At 53.6% G+C, this 19,870-nt stretch carries 15 protein-coding genes and 5 pseudogenes; 4 read left to right on the top strand and 16 right to left on the bottom strand.

Annotated elements, in window-relative coordinates; translation table 11 throughout:
- Positions 1 to 111 precede the first annotated feature (111 nt).
- From AB2L51_RS12020 to AB2L51_RS11980, 9 genes are read right to left on the bottom strand one after another with little or no spacing between them, the layout of a single operon-like run.
- Positions 112 to 1,899: an AMP-binding protein gene (locus AB2L51_RS12020; RefSeq protein ID WP_395582436.1), complete on the bottom strand. Its 1,788-nt coding sequence runs from the start codon at positions 1,897 to 1,899 to the stop codon at positions 112 to 114.
- Positions 1,900 to 1,915: 16 nt separating this feature from the next.
- Positions 1,916 to 3,163: an MSMEG_0569 family flavin-dependent oxidoreductase gene (locus tag AB2L51_RS12015; RefSeq protein ID WP_395582437.1), complete on the bottom strand. Its 1,248-nt coding sequence runs from the start codon at positions 3,161 to 3,163 to the stop codon at positions 1,916 to 1,918.
- Positions 3,164 to 3,178: 15 nt separating this feature from the next.
- Positions 3,179 to 3,466, bottom strand: coding sequence for an MSMEG_0570 family nitrogen starvation response protein (locus AB2L51_RS12010; protein WP_395582438.1), 288 nt, complete (start codon positions 3,464 to 3,466; stop codon positions 3,179 to 3,181).
- Positions 3,454 to 4,635, bottom strand: coding sequence for an MSMEG_0565 family glycosyltransferase (locus AB2L51_RS12005; protein ID WP_395582439.1), 1,182 nt, complete (start codon positions 4,633 to 4,635; stop codon positions 3,454 to 3,456). Before AB2L51_RS12005 ends, AB2L51_RS12010 begins: the two co-directional genes overlap by 13 nt.
- Positions 4,632 to 5,603, bottom strand: coding sequence for a sll0787 family AIR synthase-like protein (locus AB2L51_RS12000; protein WP_395582440.1), 972 nt, complete (start codon positions 5,601 to 5,603; stop codon positions 4,632 to 4,634). Before AB2L51_RS12000 ends, AB2L51_RS12005 begins: the two co-directional genes overlap by 4 nt.
- Positions 5,603 to 6,166: an MSMEG_0567/Sll0786 family nitrogen starvation N-acetyltransferase gene (locus AB2L51_RS11995; protein WP_395582441.1), complete on the bottom strand. Its 564-nt coding sequence runs from the start codon at positions 6,164 to 6,166 to the stop codon at positions 5,603 to 5,605. The genes AB2L51_RS12000 and AB2L51_RS11995 overlap by 1 nt, the downstream gene beginning before the upstream one ends.
- Positions 6,163 to 7,272 (bottom strand): MSMEG_0568 family radical SAM protein, encoded by a 1,110-nt coding sequence (locus tag AB2L51_RS11990; RefSeq protein WP_395582442.1) that lies wholly within the window; start codon positions 7,270 to 7,272, stop codon positions 6,163 to 6,165. The genes AB2L51_RS11995 and AB2L51_RS11990 overlap by 4 nt, the downstream gene beginning before the upstream one ends.
- Positions 7,269 to 8,243, bottom strand: a complete 975-nt coding sequence (locus AB2L51_RS11985) for a Nit6803 family nitrilase (RefSeq protein WP_395582443.1) — start codon at positions 8,241 to 8,243, stop codon at positions 7,269 to 7,271. Before AB2L51_RS11985 ends, AB2L51_RS11990 begins: the two co-directional genes overlap by 4 nt.
- 24 nt (positions 8,244 to 8,267) lie before the next feature.
- Positions 8,268 to 8,750 carry an MSMEG_0572/Sll0783 family nitrogen starvation response protein gene (locus AB2L51_RS11980; protein ID WP_354859742.1) on the bottom strand — a complete coding sequence of 161 codons (483 nt, stop codon included), beginning with the start codon at positions 8,748 to 8,750 and terminating at the stop codon, positions 8,268 to 8,270.
- 442 nt (positions 8,751 to 9,192) lie between these two features.
- Between AB2L51_RS11980 and AB2L51_RS11975 the strand changes: the two genes are divergently transcribed.
- On the top strand, positions 9,193 to 10,596 hold the full coding sequence (locus AB2L51_RS11975; RefSeq protein ID WP_354859688.1) for an aminotransferase-like domain-containing protein: 1,404 nt from the start codon (positions 9,193 to 9,195) through the stop codon (positions 10,594 to 10,596).
- Positions 10,597 to 10,882: 286 nt separating this feature from the next.
- The gene (locus AB2L51_RS11970) at positions 10,883 to 11,680 is read left to right on the top strand and encodes an IS5 family transposase (RefSeq protein ID WP_395582444.1); all 798 of its coding nucleotides are present in this window, start codon (positions 10,883 to 10,885) and stop codon (positions 11,678 to 11,680) included.
- A gap of 318 nt (positions 11,681 to 11,998) precedes the next feature.
- Here the strand turns inward: AB2L51_RS11970 and AB2L51_RS11965 are convergent.
- From AB2L51_RS11965 to AB2L51_RS11955, 3 genes and pseudogenes are all read right to left on the bottom strand, one after another.
- A pseudogene (locus AB2L51_RS11965) lies at positions 11,999 to 12,212 on the bottom strand (IS5/IS1182 family transposase); the annotation flags it as partial.
- A gap of 44 nt (positions 12,213 to 12,256) precedes the next feature.
- Positions 12,257 to 12,475 (bottom strand): annotated as a pseudogene (locus AB2L51_RS11960) (integrase core domain-containing protein); the annotation flags it as partial.
- A gap of 398 nt (positions 12,476 to 12,873) precedes the next feature.
- On the bottom strand, positions 12,874 to 13,761 hold the full coding sequence (locus tag AB2L51_RS11955) for a LysR substrate-binding domain-containing protein (RefSeq protein WP_395582445.1): 888 nt from the start codon (positions 13,759 to 13,761) through the stop codon (positions 12,874 to 12,876).
- Positions 13,762 to 13,872: 111 nt separating this feature from the next.
- Here AB2L51_RS11955 and AB2L51_RS11950 point away from each other — a divergent pair, with 111 nt between their 5' ends.
- Positions 13,873 to 14,280, top strand: a complete 408-nt coding sequence (locus AB2L51_RS11950) for a GlcG/HbpS family heme-binding protein (protein WP_395582446.1) — start codon at positions 13,873 to 13,875, stop codon at positions 14,278 to 14,280.
- On the top strand, positions 14,277 to 15,791 hold the full coding sequence (locus tag AB2L51_RS11945) for an MFS transporter (protein WP_395582447.1): 1,515 nt from the start codon (positions 14,277 to 14,279) through the stop codon (positions 15,789 to 15,791). The genes AB2L51_RS11950 and AB2L51_RS11945 overlap by 4 nt, the downstream gene beginning before the upstream one ends.
- A 134-nt stretch (positions 15,792 to 15,925) precedes the next feature.
- On the opposite strand, the pseudogene AB2L51_RS11940 reads toward AB2L51_RS11945, so the two are convergent.
- The 4 genes and pseudogenes from AB2L51_RS11940 to AB2L51_RS11925 form a co-directional block, all read right to left on the bottom strand.
- Positions 15,926 to 16,745: pseudogene (locus AB2L51_RS11940) on the bottom strand (transposase); the annotation flags it as partial.
- Between the two features lie 95 nt (positions 16,746 to 16,840).
- Positions 16,841 to 17,072: pseudogene (locus AB2L51_RS11935) on the bottom strand (IS5/IS1182 family transposase); the annotation flags it as partial.
- A 428-nt stretch (positions 17,073 to 17,500) separates the two neighbouring features.
- Positions 17,501 to 18,562, bottom strand: coding sequence for a fatty acid desaturase family protein (locus AB2L51_RS11930; protein ID WP_395582448.1), 1,062 nt, complete (start codon positions 18,560 to 18,562; stop codon positions 17,501 to 17,503).
- Positions 18,563 to 19,639: 1,077 nt separating this feature from the next.
- Positions 19,640 to 19,870, bottom strand: a pseudogene (locus AB2L51_RS11925) (IS701 family transposase); the annotation flags it as partial.

Raw genomic sequence — 19,870 nt, 5'->3', positions numbered from 1 at the left:
TTAAGCAGTCTAGAGAATCAGAACATACAACCATCACTCTAGTTAAAAACGTAGAGTGAAAGTCAGACCACAGAACCATCTATATCTAAAATCTATTTACATGATCTTCAATCAACGGTTGTTCGATCTCTCCATCTTATTTCTGAGAATTTTTCCTGATCGTGTTGTTGGTAACTGCGCCATAAAATGTATTTCTTTTAAGCCCACCCATTTTCCTATCGTCTGGTTAACTTGCTCTATAATGTCAGAACGCATCAAACTCTCATTAATCGTGCAATTTTTAACAGCAACAACATAAGCAACAGGACGCTGTCCTCTCAGAGCATCAGGCTCAGCAGTAACCGCACATGCGTAAACATTTGGGTTGGAAGAAATAATTTCTTCGATCTGCACCCCTGAAATTCGCCGCCCAGCAACCTTAATCACATCATCAGAGCGCCCTAGCATGTTAACTACACGATCTGCTGTGATCATGCCTTCATCAAAAGTACGATAATATTTGCCTGATTCGTCAAAATAGCTTGTAGGAGCACTTATATTACCGTTTTGCCAAATTCCTACCAAACAGCCAGGAGGCAAAGGGAGTTTCAGAACAATCTCACCACATATATCGTCTGGCCAAGATGGAATCAGAACTGGAAAAAAACCTGGCGCTGGCCGCCCAATACCATTCATACCCTCTTTTGATTCCCGCGCTGGCAGACCGAAGAAATATGCTGTAATGCTCCACCCCGTTTCTGTCTGCCACCAATGATTAACGACTGGCCGTTGGAAGTAGGAACGCGCCCACCCTAACAACTTGGGGTCAGCATATTCTCCCGCAACAAAAATGTGTGCCTGAACTGGTAGCAGCGAATATGTAAGGTTACGACTTTCCTGTCGTATAACCCGCAATTGGGTCGGCGTTGTAAACAAGCACTTTACTGCATAGTCATTGCACAGTACCCGTATAGTTGATGCTGAAACGCTCCCTTCCACAATAATGCTGGTGCCCCCACTCAGCAACGGTGCATACACGCCGTAAGAGTGCCCAACCACCCAGCCTAGATCCGAGGTCGTAAAAAATGCATCGCCCAATTCGCAGCCGTAAATTAACTCCATAGAAAGAGCCAATGCTACCGCGTGGCCACCATTATCACGCACAATACCCTTAGGTTTGCCTGTGGTGCCTGATGTATGCAGGATATAGAGCGGGTCTTCAGAACACAGCATGACGGGTGCCACAGGTGCCGAGTGTTCCAGGGTGTGGAAGTCATGGTCCCGCGCGGGCATAAGTGGTGCGGGGCAGGCGTTGCGCTGCACGATAATACATGCCTGCGGCTCGTGCGTGGCCTGCGTGAGTGCAACGTTAAGGGCCGGGGCGGACGGAATGGCGGTTTGCCCCTGAAAGCTGCAACTGGCGATAATCACGACCTTGGGGGCTACATCGTCAATCCGGCGGGCCAGTTCGGGGCCTGCGTAACCGGCAAATACCACAACATGCACGGCGCCTATCCGTGCGCAGGCCAGCATGGCTATGGCTGTTTCAATCATGGTTGGCATGGCGATCAGGACACGGTCGCCTTTTTCCACCCCTAATGAGCGCAGGCCGCCAGAAAACCCGGCTACCCTGCCGAGCAATTCCTTATATGTAATGGTTTGCCGTTCTTTTGTGGCGCAGGAGTACCAGACCAAGGCTGCCTGCGCGCCGAGGCCCTGCTCCACGTGCCTGTCCACGGCATTGTAACAGGTATTGAGCGTGGCATTGGGGAACCAGTCATGCCAGCCATCCGCCCGTGCCCGGCAAGCCATGCCGGGCTGTTGCTGCCATGTAATGCGTTGGGCGGCTTCCAGCCAGAATGCTTCTGGCTGGTTCTGGGCCGCATCATACATTGCCTCATAAGTGGTCCATGGCAGCATGGGGCTTTTCCTTTCCTCAGGCTACAGGCACGTCTTTGCCGGTAATCTGGCTGGCCAGCCACGCCGCATCGCGCGAAATACCGGAAAACCGGCCGGAGCCCCATGTATGCAGCCACGGCAGACCGAGGAAGTAGAAATTTGGCGCATCGGTCACGCCCCGATGCCACACCGGTTTATTGGCGCCATTGAAGACCGGCACGTCGATCCAGCGATAGTTCGGGCGAAAACCAATGCACCAGATGATAGAGGTAATGCCCGCGGCCTTCAGGTCCAGTGGCGTATTGCTGCCATCGGGCTCCCATACGGGCACGTATGGTGCTTCGGTTGGGGCGGCAATGCCTTCACGGGCAATGTAGGCATCAATGGATTTTTTGATGTCAGCATTGGTCTTGTCGGCATCATCCAGATTGTCCCGCAGGTCCGGTGCAAAATGGGCTACCTCGTCCCGAATGGTTTCCAGCGTGCCGTGCAGGCCCACGCCGTCTTTGGCAAAAAGCCGCAGGTCAAGGTCATGGCCACCATTCCGGCCGGTGACATAATGGTTGGTTTTGTCACGCGCACCATCACGCAGCGGATGGTTGTCTACTGTCAGGTCGTAAAACTGCATGTCTGCAAGCCAGTCCACAACATCCCGTCCACGATAAAAGCGCGAGACACGCGGGGCAGAACCGACACACAGATGAATTTTGCGGTTTTCAATAAACAGGTCTTCTACAATCTGCGCGCCGGACTGGCCACTTCCCACCACCAGCACGGCACCATCGGGCAGTTGGGCCGCGTTGCGATAATCCTGAGAGTGAACCTGATAAATGGAAGGATCAATGGCGCTGGCGTAACCGGGAATAACGGCATCATGGTACGCGCCCGAAGCAATCACAACATGCTGTGCGTGCCAGAGTTCTGCCCCTGCCACTACGCGGTAGCCACCGTTTTCATGGCGGGCAATGGACGTGACTGGCGTATGTTCGCGCAAAGGTGCGGTGAAGGAGTCCGTAAACCCTTTTACGTAGTCAATAATTTCCTGCTTTACCATAAAGCCGTGCGGGTCGCGCCCCCTGTAGGGGTGCCCGGGCAGTTCGCACTGCCAGTTGGGTGTCACCAGACAGAAGTTGTCCCAGCGCTCATCATCCCACGAATGGCAGGCGGTTTTGGCCTCGAACACTACGTGGTCCACGTTCTCACGGCAGAGATACCAGCTCATGGACAGGCCAGCCTGACCACCACCCACTATAATGACGGGGATGCTTTTTTCATTCTGTGTCATGGTCGTTCTTTCGTTTCAGAGGCTGAAAGACAGGATACGCACCTGCGCATCAGGTTGATTGAGGAAGGGCGTGCAGGTCTGGCGGATCGCCTGGAGCTGGCCAAGGGCACGGCTACAGGCAAAGCCGTAGCGTGCACGCACCCGCTCGCTGGCCTGTGTCAGGGCTATGTCGGCCTGTTCCAGAAAAGTGCGCACCGGGTAATCTTTACCCGGTGTAAAGTGGTCCTTGATGACCAGCGATGGAGAGTAGCAATCGCTCTCTTGCCCATCGGGCCAGCGCACACGAAAAATCATTTCGGGCATGATGACAAAGCTCCAGAAGCCGGAGTGCCAGCGTGCGACATGGCCGCCAGCCGCCGGTATGCGGGGAGGTGCCGACTGGCAACACCGTGCCAATCGAAACGACGGGCCGTTGCGGGGCCGCTGAGCCGGAAGTGCTCGCGGTTTTTGGCGCTAAGGGCGTCACGCAAGGCTAAAAACAGGGTGTCGGGGTGCTCGGGGTTGCACCAGAGCACGTCTGACGCCTGAAGGTGCTCGGTAAAAGGGGCCACCTTCGGCACAATGGCTGGCGTGCCGCAGGAGAGGGCTTCCAGCGGGCACAGACCAAACCCCTCGGTTACGGATGGGTAGGCCAGCACGGCTGCCTGCCGGTAAAATGCCGGCATATCCTCATCTGCCACCGCCCCGGTGAGGGTAACATGTTCGGCTGCATCGCTCTGGCGCAACCGCATATCAAACAGCGCGCGGTAGGCCGAATGATCCAGCAATGAAGCCCCGCCTACCACAACCAGATGCACATCGGGCTGGTCACGTCGCAGGGCCAGAAAAGCTTCCAGCAGGTGCAGCGTATTCTTGCGGCGCTCGACCCCGCCGACCGCCAGAATCAGGCGGCGGCCAACCGGCAGGTGGTAACGCGCCCGCAGTGAACTGTCCTGCGGGCCCGGTGCGGGTGAAAAATGTTCAGGATCAACGCCGTTGCCAACAACAGGTGCTTCACGGCCATGCTCGCCGCGCAGGATGCCCTTCCACATGGTGCTGACAGTGAACAGCTCGGCCGCGGCCATGAACCCGCGTTCCTGCCGCATTGCAAGGCCCGGGTGAGCAAAACGGTCGAGGTGGTGAACCGTGCGGGCAAAGCCCGGTATCCGGCCTTGCGCTACCAGTTCAGCCAGCGCGTTAGCACTTATGGGGTCTTGCGCATGAAGAACGTCAAATGGTGCCTCATCCCTGAGCGCGTCCGTGATCTCGCATATACGGCGTTCCACCAGAGCAGGTAGGTTCTGCTCCGCTCGGGCTGCAATATAACGCGTAGCGCAGCGGGGTTGGCGGAAAAAGCCTGCACCTGTCACATCCGGGGCGATCAGGGTTGCTTTATGCCCTGCGTCACACAACGCCTCTGCCAGCGCCATACCATGCACCACGCCACCGCGTGGAAGGGTCGAGTGCGTCAGAATGCCAATGGACAGACTCATGGCACAAACCCCATGAGCGGCGTTTGTGCAAGATCCCAGAAAGTGTCTATCTCGTCTCCCCAGGTAACATCCAGCCTGCGGGTATTGTTGCACTGGCCGATAACAGCCGCAGCAATGTCCCGCCCATGAAAGCGCGCCATAACGGCCTGTGCATCCTCTGGCCGGGCACTCAGCAAGTAGCCATAGCTGGGGAAAGCCGCCAGCCAGCGGGGCATGGGGGCGTGTTCTGGGCGTGGAATATCATCCAGCGTGATGTGCATGCCCACGCCAGAACACTCGGCCAGCATAAGGGCTGTACCCAGCACGCCGGCCATGCTGATGTCCTTGGCTGCACGGCTCAGCCCGTCCTCGGCTATTTGTGGCAGAAGGTCCATGTCGGCCTGTAACCGGGTAATCGCATCGGTGCCGCACAGCCCTGAACTACTGTCCCAGAACGGGTGTGGGTCATGCCAGCGGCCGCGCAGATCAATGGCGGCAATCAGCACCTCGCCGGGGCGGGCGTCAAAACTGGTGAGCAGATGGCGTGCCCGCCCCAGAATTGCGACCGAAAGCGAGTTGTGAGTGCTGCGCATGTTGGTATGCCCGCCAGCAACGGGAACGCCATAGGTCAGTGCTCCGTCCTGCAAACCTTGCAGGACGGATGCTGCGGATTCAGAGGTATCGCTCCATAAGGCATTGACCACCGCAACGGGGCGGCCACCCATTGCCGCAATATCGCTGATGTTGACCATGACGCCGCAGTAACCGGCAAACCACGGCATGGCGCGTACAAAACTGTCCTGAAAACCCTCGCTGGCCAGCAGGAGGTAACCATCTCCATCCCGTATGGCGGCACAGTCATCGCCAAGGCGGATGGCGCTGGGGTCGGTGGGTTTAAGGATTGCCGCTGCCTCGGCAATATCCTGCTTGCATGCAAGGGCGCGGCTGTGGCGCAGGGTATGCAGCAGCGCGGTGAGCTTGCCTGCCATTATGCCACCTGTCTGGTGCGCGGTTGTGGGCGCAGCAGCCAGGTCTGGTTCAGGCCATGTGCCGGATAGCGGGAAAGGTCGGCCTGCATGTCATGATGTGGCAGACCATGCAGGGAGATTACCCCGAGGCTTTTCCAGTGCAGGCGGCGGAAGAACAGTACATTCTGCTCCTGCACCTGGGCCAGAAAGCGCGTGGCCCCAAGCCCGTGTGCTGTGCTGACAGCCATGCGGATCAGCTCCGCCCCGATCCGTCCCAGCTTGCGATGGTCTTCATGCACTGCTAGACGGGAGCCGCGCCAGACATCAGGTTCGGCTTCATGGATGCGTACGGCTCCTACAATCCGGTCCGGCATGCCTGCCACACAGCAGGCCGCGATAATGGGGATGGCTACGTCATCAATGCCGTCCCGGTCATCTTCGGCAAAGACCTGCTGTTCGGTGCAGAATACCTCGCGGCGGAGGGCATGATAACCTGCGCGTTCCCAAGGAGTACGGGCAAGGCGCACGACATATTCCGTGGGAATGAACGGCCGGTCTTCCACGTCCTCGAGCAGTGTGCTCATTGTTCATAGGCCGAGAGGGAGGAGCAGGCACCGCATCGGCCACACCCGGCCCGGATATCGGTGGATTTCATGTTGGCATCGCGTAGCATCCGACCGAGTGGAGCCAGAACGGATTTCATGAAATCTGCGGAAGGTGGCGCATGATTTTCCAGAGGTGTTCCAGAAATGGGCACAAACGGCACCACAAAAGGATAGACCCCAAGAGCGATCAGGCGCTCGGCCAGAGCCAGAATGTCTGCTGCGGTGTCACCCAGACCTGCCAGAATATAGGTGTTGACCTGCCCGCGCCCGAAAATGGGCACGGCCGTGGCAAAGGCGTCCATATAGCGATCGACGCTGACAGTCGCCTTGCCCGGCATGATTTTTTCGCGCACGGCCTGTGTAGCGGCTTCGAGATGCATACCCAGACTGTCGGCTCCCGCATCGCGCAGGCGCTGGAACCAGTCATGGTCGCGTGGTGGTTCACACTGGACCTGAAGCGGCAGGTCTACGGCTGCCTTGATGGCGCGGGCGGATGCCGCCAGAACTGCAGCACCCCGGTCGATGACGTTGGGCGTGCCGGTTGTCAGCACCATATCCCGCACGCCATCCAGTTCCACAGCGGCTTTGGCGACCTCGGCCAGTTGTGCGGGCGTTTTGTAGGCAATGGTACGCTCTGCTTCCAAAGACTGGCCAATGGCGCAGAACTGGCAGGAGGTGCGCCGGTCGGCATAGCGGATGCAGGTCTGGTGTACTGTTGTGGCCAGCGTGTCGCGCCCATGTAGCAGGGCGATTTTCCAGTAAGGAATACCGTCTGCCGTGCTCAGCCCATAAAAGCGCGGCGCCACTGGAAAGTGGATTGTACCCAAGGTTTGTCCGTCGCGCAGCAGCGTGCTGGCACCACTGCGGTCGGGTGGGCTGGCCTGAAACGGAGAGCGTTGTGCCCCAGACGTATAGACCGGGACCATGACAGTCTGTCCCGCGATGGTGATGGTCTTGTGGTCCGAAGGGCCAGCCCCGCCCTTGCGGGTCATGCCTCCATGATCCCCGCTGATCTGGAGCCCGAAGGATTGCAGGTCGGTGACAAGCTTGCGCCCCGAAAGCGTGCCAAGTGTTGGAACGGTCATGGCGTGGCCTCATCCGTATGCAAGAAAGACGGATCGGTTTCACCCGCGTAATGCACCGTGCGCGCTGGCCGTCGGTCATGCAGCAGGCTCAGCAGTTCGGGGCGGGCGTAATGCCCGACGGAATCCATCATCCGCTTGCGTTTGGTAATCAGTCCAAAATCGAGATCGGCAATGACCATGCCTTCGCCTTCAGTCAGCGGCGTGCCCAGCAGCCTGCCTTCGGGCGAGACGATTGCGGTAAAGCATCCGCCCCGCAGTGGCCCTTCCAGCGCGGGATCACGCGCAATGTCCTTGATCTGGTCTTCCGTAAGCCATCCTGTGGCGTTTACGACAAAGCAGCCGGACTCCAGCGCGTGGTGGCGAATGGTGACTTCCATCTGATCAGCAAAAATCTGCCCCACCAGTGAGCCGGGAAACTGCGCGCAATGAATATCCTCGTGCTGGGCCATGAGCGCATAACGGGCAAGGGGGTTGTAATGCTCCCAGCAGGCAAGTGCCCCGATACGACCGGCAGCACTTTCAACAACCCGTAGCCCGGAGCCATCGCCCTGTCCCCAGACCATACGTTCATGATAGGTGGGTGTGATCTTGCGGCGTTTGAGCAGGATTTCGCCCGTTGCATCAAAGATGATCTGTGTGTTGTAGAGCGTGCCAAAATCGCGTTCGTTCACGCCCAGCACCACAACCATGCCAGTATCACGCGCGGCTTCTGCCACCATATCTGTGACCGGACCGGGAATGGCCACGGCGCGCTCATAGAGTTCCAGATGTTCTCCACCAAAGCGAAAAGCTGGCTGGATGAACGAGAAGTAGGGATAATAAGGCACGAAGGTTTCAGGAAAGACCGCCAGCTTTACACCTTTCTCGGCGGCATCGCGGATGGCCTGACAGACTTTCCGGGCAGTGCCCAGGCCATCGTCACCAAGGACGGGGCTGATCTGGACGGCTGCGGCGCGAACAATACGGGACATGGCGTGCGGTCCTCCCTTTGGCCTTCAGAGAGTCCAAGTGTTGAGGATGAAAGCGTTGTCACGCCGGGCCAGCAGGATCAGGTCCAGCACGTCCTGCGGATTGATCGGCGTAATGCCGGGGATCAGGTTGTGCTCGCCGTATCCGTAAAGGGCCTGAAGCGCGAAACGGCAGGCGTAGACTTTGCCGCCTTCTTCAAGGATTTTTGCGATCTGCTTGTTGCAGTTCATGTGACCCGGAAAAGCTTCATCACCCAGGCGGGGAAAACCGCGCTGCACGCCAAGAGTGACACCCGGGCCGTACAGCAGTACCGACGTCTCGAACCCCTTGCGGATCAGGCGTGTGGCCTGAAGCAGGTTTACAAACCCGACCGACCCTTCATTGGCCACGGTATGAAAGGTGATAAGGGCTTTTTCGCCGGGCTGGGCTTTGACGTCCTCGAAAACCTTGTTTTCATAGTTAACGAAGCAGTCGCCATCTTTATGTGGAGCATGTTCGATTTGCGGCATAATAAGTTTCCATTTCGTTTCGAGAATACAGTCAATCCTGTCTCGCAACAAAACCATGACATGAACATTTTTAATTGTCGAGCCGTAAAATAAATACATATGCATACAAAGTTATTTATATTCGTATTTTTAACACAAACATATAAATACAATTTTTATTTTTTATGCCATCAATCGTATAATGAATTGATATAATTATATTTTTTATTTTAAGAAAAAATCTTATATCACCTATTTATCCAACACTGCCCCAACATCAGATTCCCACGCGCCCCCCCGTCACCATCAGGCGTTAATCAAACCAACATATTGAAATAAATAAAGAACATATTAATAGCACAAAATGTATGCAATAAATTTATTTATGTATGGACTTGATAGGATGATCATCCCTTACTATAGTGCCGTCTGAATGTTACAGTTAGGCCTGCCAGGAAAAAAAATGAATACGCGTGAATTAATAAAAATCATGAAATTTTTTATCGAGAACAATCCTGGACCTATTTACCTTTCCATTCCAAATGCTCTTATAGATGCCATCAATAAAGGTATTGTTGGTGAAGGCGATAGGCTTCCACCTCAGCGCAGTTTAGCAAAAGAATTAGGAACTGATCTTACTACAATTACACGTTCATTTTCTGAGGCTCGCAAACAGGGCCTTATAGAGGCAACCGTCGGACGAGGTACATTCATTAGAATCGGAGCATCAGAAACCCGCTGGAAAAATACAAACCAAGCAGTGGTAGATCTCACGATGAATCTTCCGCCAATTCCAGAAAATCCTTCTATAAAAAATCTTATTCAGACCGAACTCAGCAGCATTCTTCGGCAACAAGACCTTCATGCCTTGCTCTCTTATCGTATGACGGGTGGAACTGCAGATGAAAGGAAGCAAGCCTGCCGTTGGATATCCCCGGTTATCGGACATCAAAATGAAGACAATATTTTAATTGTTCCTGGAGCACAAGCAGCAATAGCTGCAATAGTCACAACGCTTCTAAAGGCAGGCGATATTATTGTTACTGATCGCTTTACATATCCAGGCATAAGAACCGTTTGTGCACAATTTAATATTATCATCAAAGGCATAGATAGTGATTCCGAAGGGATGTTACCCGATCAATTAGAAGAAGCTTGCTCGCGTTTACAGCCACGCTTAATTTACTGCACTCCAACAATACAAAACCCAACAACTTCAACTATGTCCATTGAACGACGCAAAAAAGTAATTTCTATCGCCAGAAAAAATAATGCTTATATTCTCGAAGATGATCCTTACAGCCTACTCCTAAAAACTCCACTACCTGCCCTAGCGCAATTGGAGCCCTCTCGAGTTTTCTATGTCGCATCTCTGTCCAAGGTTATTTCTCCTTCATTACGACTGGCATTTATGTGCGCCCCAGACGTAGAGTTCTCTAAACGGATAACGGCCGCGTTACGCGCCACGACCCTCACTAATTCTGGATTAATGACAGTTCTCATGACCAAATGGATTGAAAAAGGTACCGCCACTCAAATTCTATCCGCAATACGAGAAGAGTTGTCAGAGCGACAAAAAATCGCAAAAGATATTTTAGGTGATTCACACTGCACCCACCCAGAAGGCCCACATGTTTGGCTCAAGCTACCAGAATGGTGGAGCAGCATAGATTTTGTATCTTACGCCAGGAAGCAAGGGTTAGGTTTGGTACCTAGTAGTGTTTTTACCGTCGAAGGCGAACCCCCTCAGAGAATTCGAATTGCGCTAGGAAGTGCAACTAATCGTGAAAATTTGATAAATTCTCTTAAAGGCATCGCTGATTTAATGAACCATAAAAAAACATTCGGTTTCGAAAGTATTGTATGAACAAGCCTAGAGTGATCGAAATCCACGGATTGAAATGACCATGAGTCTATTTTCAATTTAATGAGTTTTTATTGATGATTCTTGCATACAATGAATGAATGAATGAATGAATGAATGAGATGATGATATACTTTGATAGAATACTCCAATCATCTTACTCTTCGCTTTAGTATATTTTAACTTCAATCTAGTGTGTCTAAAGGGCGTTATGTGCTTAGAGCCTGTTTGGAAAGTGGCTGAAGTGTGATTCAAGCTCTGGATGTGAACGCCAGAGCAGAGAGGCCGCATGGCCAGGATTACCCGCAAGACGAAGCGTTATCCGTCTGATATGACGGAGGAGGAATGGGCGCGCATCGCGCCGTTGATGCCCGAACTGGGACGCGCGGGGCGTCCGCGCGAGATCGAGTTTCGCGAGGTGATCAACGCGGTGCGTTATCTGGTTCGATCCGGCTGCGGCTGGCGGATGCTGCCGATCCATTTCGGGCATTGGCGTACGGTCTATGGTTGGTTCAGGGAATTGGCCCGGCGCTTCCTGTTCCAGACCATTCACGATGTGGAACTGATGCTTGACCGGGAGCGATCGGGTCGTGAAGCCAGCCCTTCGGCCGGAGTGATCGACAGTCAAAGCATCAAGGCGCCGCACGCGAAAACAAGAGGTTACGATGCTGGAAAAAAGATTATCGAGCGCAAGCGGCATATCGCCGTGGATACGGACGGACGCCTGCTGATGGTCAACCTAACGCCGGCGGACATCTCCAACAGCGCCGGAGCGCAGATGATCCTGGACGCGATCCGCAAGCGCTGGCCGTGGGTCAAGAATCTATTCGCGGACAGTGCCTATGACCGGCTCCAGTTGATGGACAAGGCTGCTTACCTGGACTTCGTCGTCGAGGTGATTCGTCGCAGGGACGGAACGAAAGGCTTTGAGGTTCTCCCCCGGCGCTGGGTCGTGGAGCGAACCTTCGGATGGATGACCCGATGGCGACGCCTCGTGCGCGATTACGAGCGCCGCATCGATGCCTCACAGGCCATGATCTTCGTCGCCATGGGCGCCAATCTCACCCGAAGAAACGCTCATCCATGACTTTCCAAACAGGCTCTTAAGATCAGTGACTAGTTCAAGTAATGCTGACTGACGCGTTTGCAAGCGGTATCCCTCTGACGTATCAGGCGAAGAACCCTCGTTGATTGTACCGTATCTTGTCCCGATGGAAGAGGAGCAGAACAGCAGCGGCATAATTTGCGCGCACTGTTCGACAGACTGCGTTACGGGGTGATCCACTACGTGATAGCTTGGTACGCCATACCGAACGAGGAGGGATCAAAGAACCGCTGATTGATGCTCCTTCTCTTGATTTTGGACTTTTAGCTTACTGATTGATCGCTACCATCCTGTGGATTGCTACGCAGCAGCACTCATCCGCCCCGGAAAGAGAAAGCGGCGCATATTATAAACGATATGGGCCAACCATATCCTCATTGTGATCCAGGTGATGCCCACTGCCCGGATGAATAGTCCCTTTTGTGATTTTTGATCTGTAAAGACGTGCTCAACGCGAGATATACCGGGGCACGGGCTTGAGATGTGGCTTTTTACGATGGATCTTCGAGACAAAACACAGCTTTTACCATGAAGTCTGACCTTGCCCCGAACGTACCCTCAGTTTTGAGTTAGGGTCTGTGTGTTGCTGTATGCCTTGATCGCATGTTGAGCGAAAGCCTCTGGCGTCATGCCATTGAGGCTGGTGTGGGGCCTGACGGCGTTGTAGTCGGCGCGCCAGTCCTCGATGACAGTCCGCCTGTGGGCGATGTTACGGAACAGGTGCTCATTGAGGCATTCGTCACGGAACCGGCCGTTGAAACTCTCGACGAACCCGTCGCCTCGAAGATAACATGTACAGCACGTTGCCTGCCAATCCAGCGTAGAAGCGTTCTGAGGCCTTTCGTATTGTTGGAAGTCTGGATCAGGTCACCAGATGGATATTGAGCGGCATCAAGATGATCCTTGGAAACGTCGATACCAACAGCAACGGCATTACTTTCCAGCTTTACGCATGTTTATGCCACTTCCCATTGTCCTATGCTTGTCATCCGGGATTTTCTCTCAGGTATCCGTTCAGGTCCGAGGAAAAGAAGAGGCGGTCATACTCATTCGCGGTCAATAATGGCTTCTCCTGACCTGCCCCTCTCTCTCCAGCAGTCAGGAGGTGGTCACCTCCTGACTGCTGCCTTTATTGCACATACAGTGACCCGGATTTCATAAGACAAGTCCTGAGCCTAGATAATTTCCCGGATCGGAGACGCGGCAAGCTGCGCTATAAAATTGTTGACGGTCGGGGAGCTCTCATCACTACGGTAAACCGCCGCGACTTCAGATGTTATCGGTTCCCCAGTGATTTGCCGAAATTCCACACACGGCAGATGCAGCACCCCGCAGGCAACTGAGGGGATCACTGAGATCCCCGCACCCAGCGATACCTGCGTCAGGACAGCCAATAAGCTCCCTGGAGCCGAAACGATCCGTGGCTGGAAGCCGCCACGACTGGCAACCTCAAACGTACCCGCGTCCTGTTCTGGAGCAATAAACGACTCGTTTTTGAGGCGACGTGGTTGGATCGCATCCTGCTCATTCCTCCATGCACGACCCTTGGGAATTGCGAGACAAAATCGATCGCGGAGGAGAACATGCCGCTGAACCGATTCGGGCATTGTCATAGGCAATCGAACGAACCCTACATCGACTTGCCCATCTACGATAAGATCTAGGAGCGTCTCCATTGCAATTTCTCGCGCGTTGAGATCGACGCTGGGCCACGCGTGTAAGAACTCGCTCATTTGCTCCTGAAGCACCCCGGCGTAGGCGGCAGAACCGACATATCCGATTTCGACACGGCCGATTTCGCCTCGACCGGCCCGCCGGCCAATGCTCTGTGCCTTTTCGAACTGCGCCAGAACATGGCGGGCCTCATCAAGAAAGATCTCTCCTGCCGGCGTCAGTGCTACCGAGCGCTTCGTCCTGACGAGGAGTTGGGTCGACAATGATCTTTCAATCTCTTGAATCTGCACGGTCAAAGTCGGGGGAGCAATGTTCAATCGTTCCGCCGCCCGTGTGAAATGCAGTTCCTCTGCCACGACCACAAAATATTTGAGATGTCGCAGTTCCATCGCAGTGTCGCCCTAAATTAGGTGTTTCCTAATAATAAGGAAAATGACCGACAATGCGAGAAATTAAAGCGGCGCCTAGAACATTGATCATCGAACGTCAAGGAGCCGCCCATGTTACGAAAACACTCTATTCCAAGTCTAGCAGCCACAGCGGTGGCAGCAGCTGCAGAAGCAAAAGCCTCATCAGAAGGTTGGTCATGCGTGATCTCAGTCGTAGGTGACGCTGGATCGCCGACCCTGCTGACGCGAATGCACAACGCTGCGGTGCCCGCCAGAGTAGAGTTGGCGCCCGGCAAAGCGAAGACCGCAGCCTTGTTTCGCCGTAACAGCGGAGCATTCGAGACCTCAATCAACGGGCAGCGCCCAGCAGCAATAACTGCCCGAGGTTTCGTTCTGATACGCGGAGGGTTTCCGGTCGTCATCAACGCCCAGGTCATTGGCATCATCGGCGTATCTGCCGACACGCCCGATCATGACGAGCAGATCGCAAAGGCCGGCGTCGCCGCGATCAACAAATGAGCGATATCGTAATCACACGCCGCCCCACAAACCCGTTCTTTGTTCTACTCACTGCATCGATCGGCTGTGCGATGACCGTCCTCGACACGAATGTCGTGGCGATCATCATTCCAACGATCGCTCGCGACTTCCAGGCAAGTTTCGCTGACATCGAATGGGTCATCAGCACCTACGTTCTCTGCTTCGCGTCACTGCTTCTGCCCGCCGGCGCGATCGCAGATCGGTTCGGCCGACGCCGCATATTCCTGATCGGCATTCTTTCGTTCGCGATTTCCTCTCTCATGTGCGGCTTGGCGACGTCGGCTATGGCGCTGTACCTTGCAAGGGCTTTACAGGGCGTCAGCGCAGCGTTCCTCCTAGCACCAGCCCTAGCGATCATCGGGCACACCTTCCACGTCGAGACCGAGCGTAATCGCGCCTGGGCGATCTGGGGCGCGATAATGGGCCTCACGATGGTCCTGGCGCCGATCATCGGCGGCGTAATTGCATATGCACTCGAATGGCGCTGGGCCTTTCATATCAACGCACCGATCTGCTCTCTGTTGGCCGTCGCAGCTCTTCTACTCGTTGACGAGTCGAGCGACGTTGCCGCCCGCCGACTTGACCCGGTCGGCATCTTCTCTTTCACCGCAGCCATGTTCGGCCTGACCTGGGGCTTGATCAACGGTCAGGCAAACGGGTGGGCTTCAGCCAGTGCGCTAGTCGGTTTCATCGGCGGGACACTGGCGCTTGGGATTTTCATCGTCGCCGAGCGGTCCCAGCAACGCCCCATGCTCGATCTACAGCTCTTTTCAAATCCCCGCTTCGTTGGCGCAGTGTGGGCGATGTTCGCCTATGCCGCTGCCGCGCAGGTCATGGCGTCAATGCTCCCGCTGTTTCTTCAGAATGGTTTAGGCTACTCAGCCCTCGAGGCGGGCTTTGCTATGCTGCCTTTCGCGTTGACAATGCTGCTCTTTCCTCAAGTCGGACGGGTGCTAGGAAGCCGTCTTTCCTCACGAGCTATCCTGGCCATCGGTCTTGTCCTCGTCGGGATCGGCAATGCCACAACCGCATGGGGCGCACATCTCGGAGTTTGGCCGACCGTAATGGTCGGAATGCTTATTCTCGGCAGCGGTGGCGGACTTCTGAACGGTGAGACACAGAAAGTCATCATGAGCGTCGTCCCGCGCGAGCGCGCCGGGATGGCCTCAGGGATCAGCACCACCTCTCGCTTCTCTGGTATCCTGCTGGGATTTGCTTTGCTCAGCGGCGTGCTGGCGACAGTGGTCCGTAGCAGATTGGTAGATCCGAATTGCGACACATCGTGCGCCTCAACGTCATCCTTCGCCGACGCCGTCATCGCAGGGGATCTACCGCGCGCAGTCGCCGATCTGACAGGCCCCGCACAGGAACTTGCGATTGAACGCGCACATGAAGCCTTTTCCTTCGGATTTTCCGGAGCGTTGCTTACTGCTGCAGTGTTCTCAATTTTCTCGTCTCTGTTTGTTTTTCGACTTATGCGAGCGCAATAGGCATGCGGATCCCCGACACTAACTGGGTTAAATCCAAGTGAAACGTCCTCTATTCGACCTATGGCAACTGCTGTGCGTAAGAGTAATCTCTGAACACGCCAGTATCCACGGCGCGGCACGGTTCCTGAGTCTCGGATCGCGCTCGATGTCATCTCGGTGTCCATTGTCGCTGACGATCATCAGTGGCCAGCCGCAATATTCCCCGATCCGGTCGAGTGCCCGGCCGAGCCGCTCGCCTGACAACGACGTATCCGCCACCAGCGCCTGGCATTCGCGCGCGTGTAGTCGTCCACCACCGTCAGCACGCGGAACCGTCGTCCGCTATTCAGGGGAGCCGAGACGAAATCCAGGCTCCAGCACCGGTTGGTCCGTCGGGCAGCATCATCGGCGCAAGCGTGCCCATCGCTCATTTGGGGCCGCCACGCTTGCGGACCGATAGCCCCCCTTCCTCGCGATAGAGCCGGAAGAGCTTCTTGTAGTTCATGGTCATCCCCTCCCGATCGAGCAGTATCTGCAACCTCAGATAGCTGAACCGACACCTTTCCGCGGCCAATACGCGAAGTCGGACACGCGCATCGGCGTCGTAGCGCCGTCGCGATGCAGAGCGCCAGATGTTCGGATCCATGCCGATCAGCCGGCAGGCCCGCTGGCCCGCCGCTGCGAGTAATCCCGTTTCATAATCGCCCAGGTCACGGCTTCCAGCTGCAAACCGGGCGTCACGAGTTTTTTTTCCAGCAGTTCCTTCAACGTCGATACGTCCATCACGCTCTCCGCCAGGAGCCGCTTCAGCTTCGCGTTCTCGTCTTACAGAGCCTTGAGCCGCCGCGCTTCCGATACCTCCATCCCGCCGTATTTCGATCGCCATGTGTAGAATGTCGCATCGCTGATCCCATGCCTACGGCACAGATCTGCCGCCGTCGCTCTCGCCTGATGCTCTTTCAGTATCCCGATAATCTGGTCCTGCGTGAAACACTCTTTACTTCATCATCTGTCTCCAATGGACAGACCTTACTTCAAATCGAGGGAATTTCAGGTGGCAAGGTCAAGCCTTCATTGACCTTTGAGCGATAGGCTGTGTCAGCCCGGACATCAACGCCGTATTGCAGCAATCAAGAAGCCCCTGACGCAGTATGGCACCATCACTGGCGGTGTCATCCGTCGTCTTCCATTTGCGGATCAGCCGAAACTTTCGGTCGATAGAAACATGCGATTTATAACAAAGAATGGGATGGCCAGCCCCTTAGACGGGATCGTCCCGTCATCCTGACGCTTTGCCTCCGTCTGAATAAGACAGTGTCTTGTGCAACTCCAGACGGAACACCTCAAAATCCACAGTCCGGGATAACGCTTCAAGCTGGTCACCGAGCCCACTCAACCAAGCAAGCCGCTCTTCAACATCAAAAGAAACCAAGCATGCGTCATGAGCCATTCCTCCAGTCATCACGCAAGAGATGGAAACACAGAGAAAGGCCCAAAACTAGAGGGTTTTTCGAACCCTCCTCGTGCCTACTACCAAATGCTTGCCTTTATCTGTCGGTCCTCAACTCCGTTTACCTCGTTGATATTGTCCTAACGCATGGAACCTGACCGTGCCATACCCCGGTTTCGAGATTACTCGACAATAGAATACCATTGTCGGTAAGAATGATTGGGGACGACATGTAGAAAATAGTCTAAAACTCATAAGGAATTCTAACTATTTTCTTATATCAAATGCTATCTTGCCTATCATGAAAAGACAAAATACCTCTCACTAGGCGCAACCAATTTGTATAGTTCACCTTATGGTAAACAGAATCAGGTTGCATAGCGAGTGTGATACGTCGATGAGCTTCTGCTAAATTATGATATGGAATACTAGGTAAAAGGTGATGTAATGCATGGTATCTTAAACCGACTGGAGCCCATAACGCTGGAAAAATAGCAGGTCGTGGGAAATTTACTGAGTCAAGGTATTGGTCAATAACTGTTAACTGCGAACCATCACTCTCCCATAAATGAGCGGAAATAGTTCTAATATGATTGACAAATGCTATGCCAGATGCCGCAATATAGATAATTATTATTTCATGAACTGATATTTTTCCTGCAATAATACTAAAAATAATAATGATAGACCACAGACTAGCTGCACCTTCAATAAGCTTCCACTCCTTTGGCATATCTTTAGGCAAAAGTTGACGACGAAACTGTGGGTTAATTGTTAATGCTGAAAAACGTACGATCACTACCTGACGCAAAGAAGGTATAAGGTAAGATAAAGGGGTTAAAATACCAAAGCGAAAAACCAACCCTAGAGGTGCAAACAAAGAAAGAAATATTGAAGATAATAAAACCCATGGCTTTAATCTCGCAAAGGGTAAATACTCTGGGTCTTTATCAGTTCCATAACGCGTCTTCATATGGTGTAACGAATGCACTCGCTCGTATAAAAAAGATGGGAGCAATAAAGGGATACCGATAAAAATATTATACGCTAGCTTAAAGCCTTTTAAGTATCCAACCTTAATATGTGCTATTTCATGGATAAAACTAATAGCACGATATAAAGAAAAAATTGTGATGCACACACTACCACTTTCGATATAATAGTTCGAATTTTTCATAGACACAAAAAGAAAAAAATATCCAATTATTGCCGACAAGAAAAAATCAGACCAGAATAAAGTTACTTTCGGATTCTGAAGATCTTTTGTTAAAGAGTATGCTTCCTTTAAGATAGTATTATCTTTATATATGATCGGCATATCATATTTATCTTCTTTTACCACAACACAACAATCCCATTAGTGATATCTAAAGCACATAGCAGGTTTAACACGATTAAATCAGCTACAATCGCGCGCAAATGTCTTTATATTGTATTCATTCTTCAATGACAATTCTGAAATTCTAAAGCCTACATCAGAAAACAAATTAGGTGTTTAGAAGCTGTTAGATCTTGAATTTTTTCCCATATTGTCAGAATGGAAGAAGGAGACAGGACAGGCATTTTTACGGACGAGACCTGGATGATATGGGAACCTCTGATTGCGGCTGTCGCCCCATGATCTGCTGCGCACGATAGCAGCGGTCTTCTGGCGTCATGAGAATGGCGCGAAGTCGCGGAGTATCAACTGAACCCTTGGTGCCGCGAGGCACAGCGTTTCATACGCTGGACGAAACTTGGTGTGTGGGAGTGCCTGCCCGAACTGGTTCAGGAACAACACGGAGTGGCGCCCAGAATGATTTTTCTGGATAGCACCAACATCAGAGCTCACCACAAGGCCGCAGAAACCCAAAAAAGGCGCCTCTTTCGAAGTGCGAGACCATCGTGAAGCACTCGGCTGTTCTTGCGGCCGCTATGGCACAAAAGTCTGTGTGATCACTGACGGACATGAAAAAGCCTTCGGTTTTGCTTTGGCACATAGACAGGCTGATGAACTGTCTCTGGCACGCGCGATGCTCGGCAGCCTTCCCACCATTTCCCTCAGGGTGTGGCGAACAAGAGGTACGCACCGAACGCCTTTCGTGAACGCATATGGGGCATGGGAGCCCGGCCCACCATTCCTGCGAAACGACGCGATGGGGCGGTCGCCTGCCCAAAATGGGCCTATCGATGCCTGCATCTCGTTGAGAACCTCTGGGCTAGCCTCAGAGAGTGATGCTCTGTCGCAACCAGATACGAAAAAATAGCAATGTCACCTTCGCGGTCATACACATCGCCGCAGCAGCAGACTGGATCAAAACCTAGCACTACAGTTGCATTTTGTAATGTGAGTGAGAGCGCATAGCGTTTGCCTGATGTTTTCGTCGAAAGACGGACCATCTGAGGATATGGGCGACGGGTAACCTGCGTTGTGCAAGCTTTACGACGAGGCGCCTGATTTCCTGTATGGACCAGCGGACGAGGACGATCGTGTCCTGCGCTGTGTTTTTTTCGGTTTCCGTGAGTTTGCCTGATACCGGACACTTGCCATGACGGCATAGGCGAGCATGACCAGAGAGACATGCCGATGCCAGCCATGCCAGGAACGGGTTTCGTTATGATCAAGACCGAATTCGTTTTTGGCCGTCTCGAAACATTCTTCGATTCTCCA

The organism is Acetobacter fabarum, assembly GCF_040702925.2.
In the GTDB taxonomy this organism is placed as follows: domain Bacteria; phylum Pseudomonadota; class Alphaproteobacteria; order Acetobacterales; family Acetobacteraceae; genus Acetobacter; species Acetobacter fabarum_B.
Note: the sequence above shows the minus strand (reverse complement) of the source record. Positions and strands in the feature narration are given on the sequence as shown.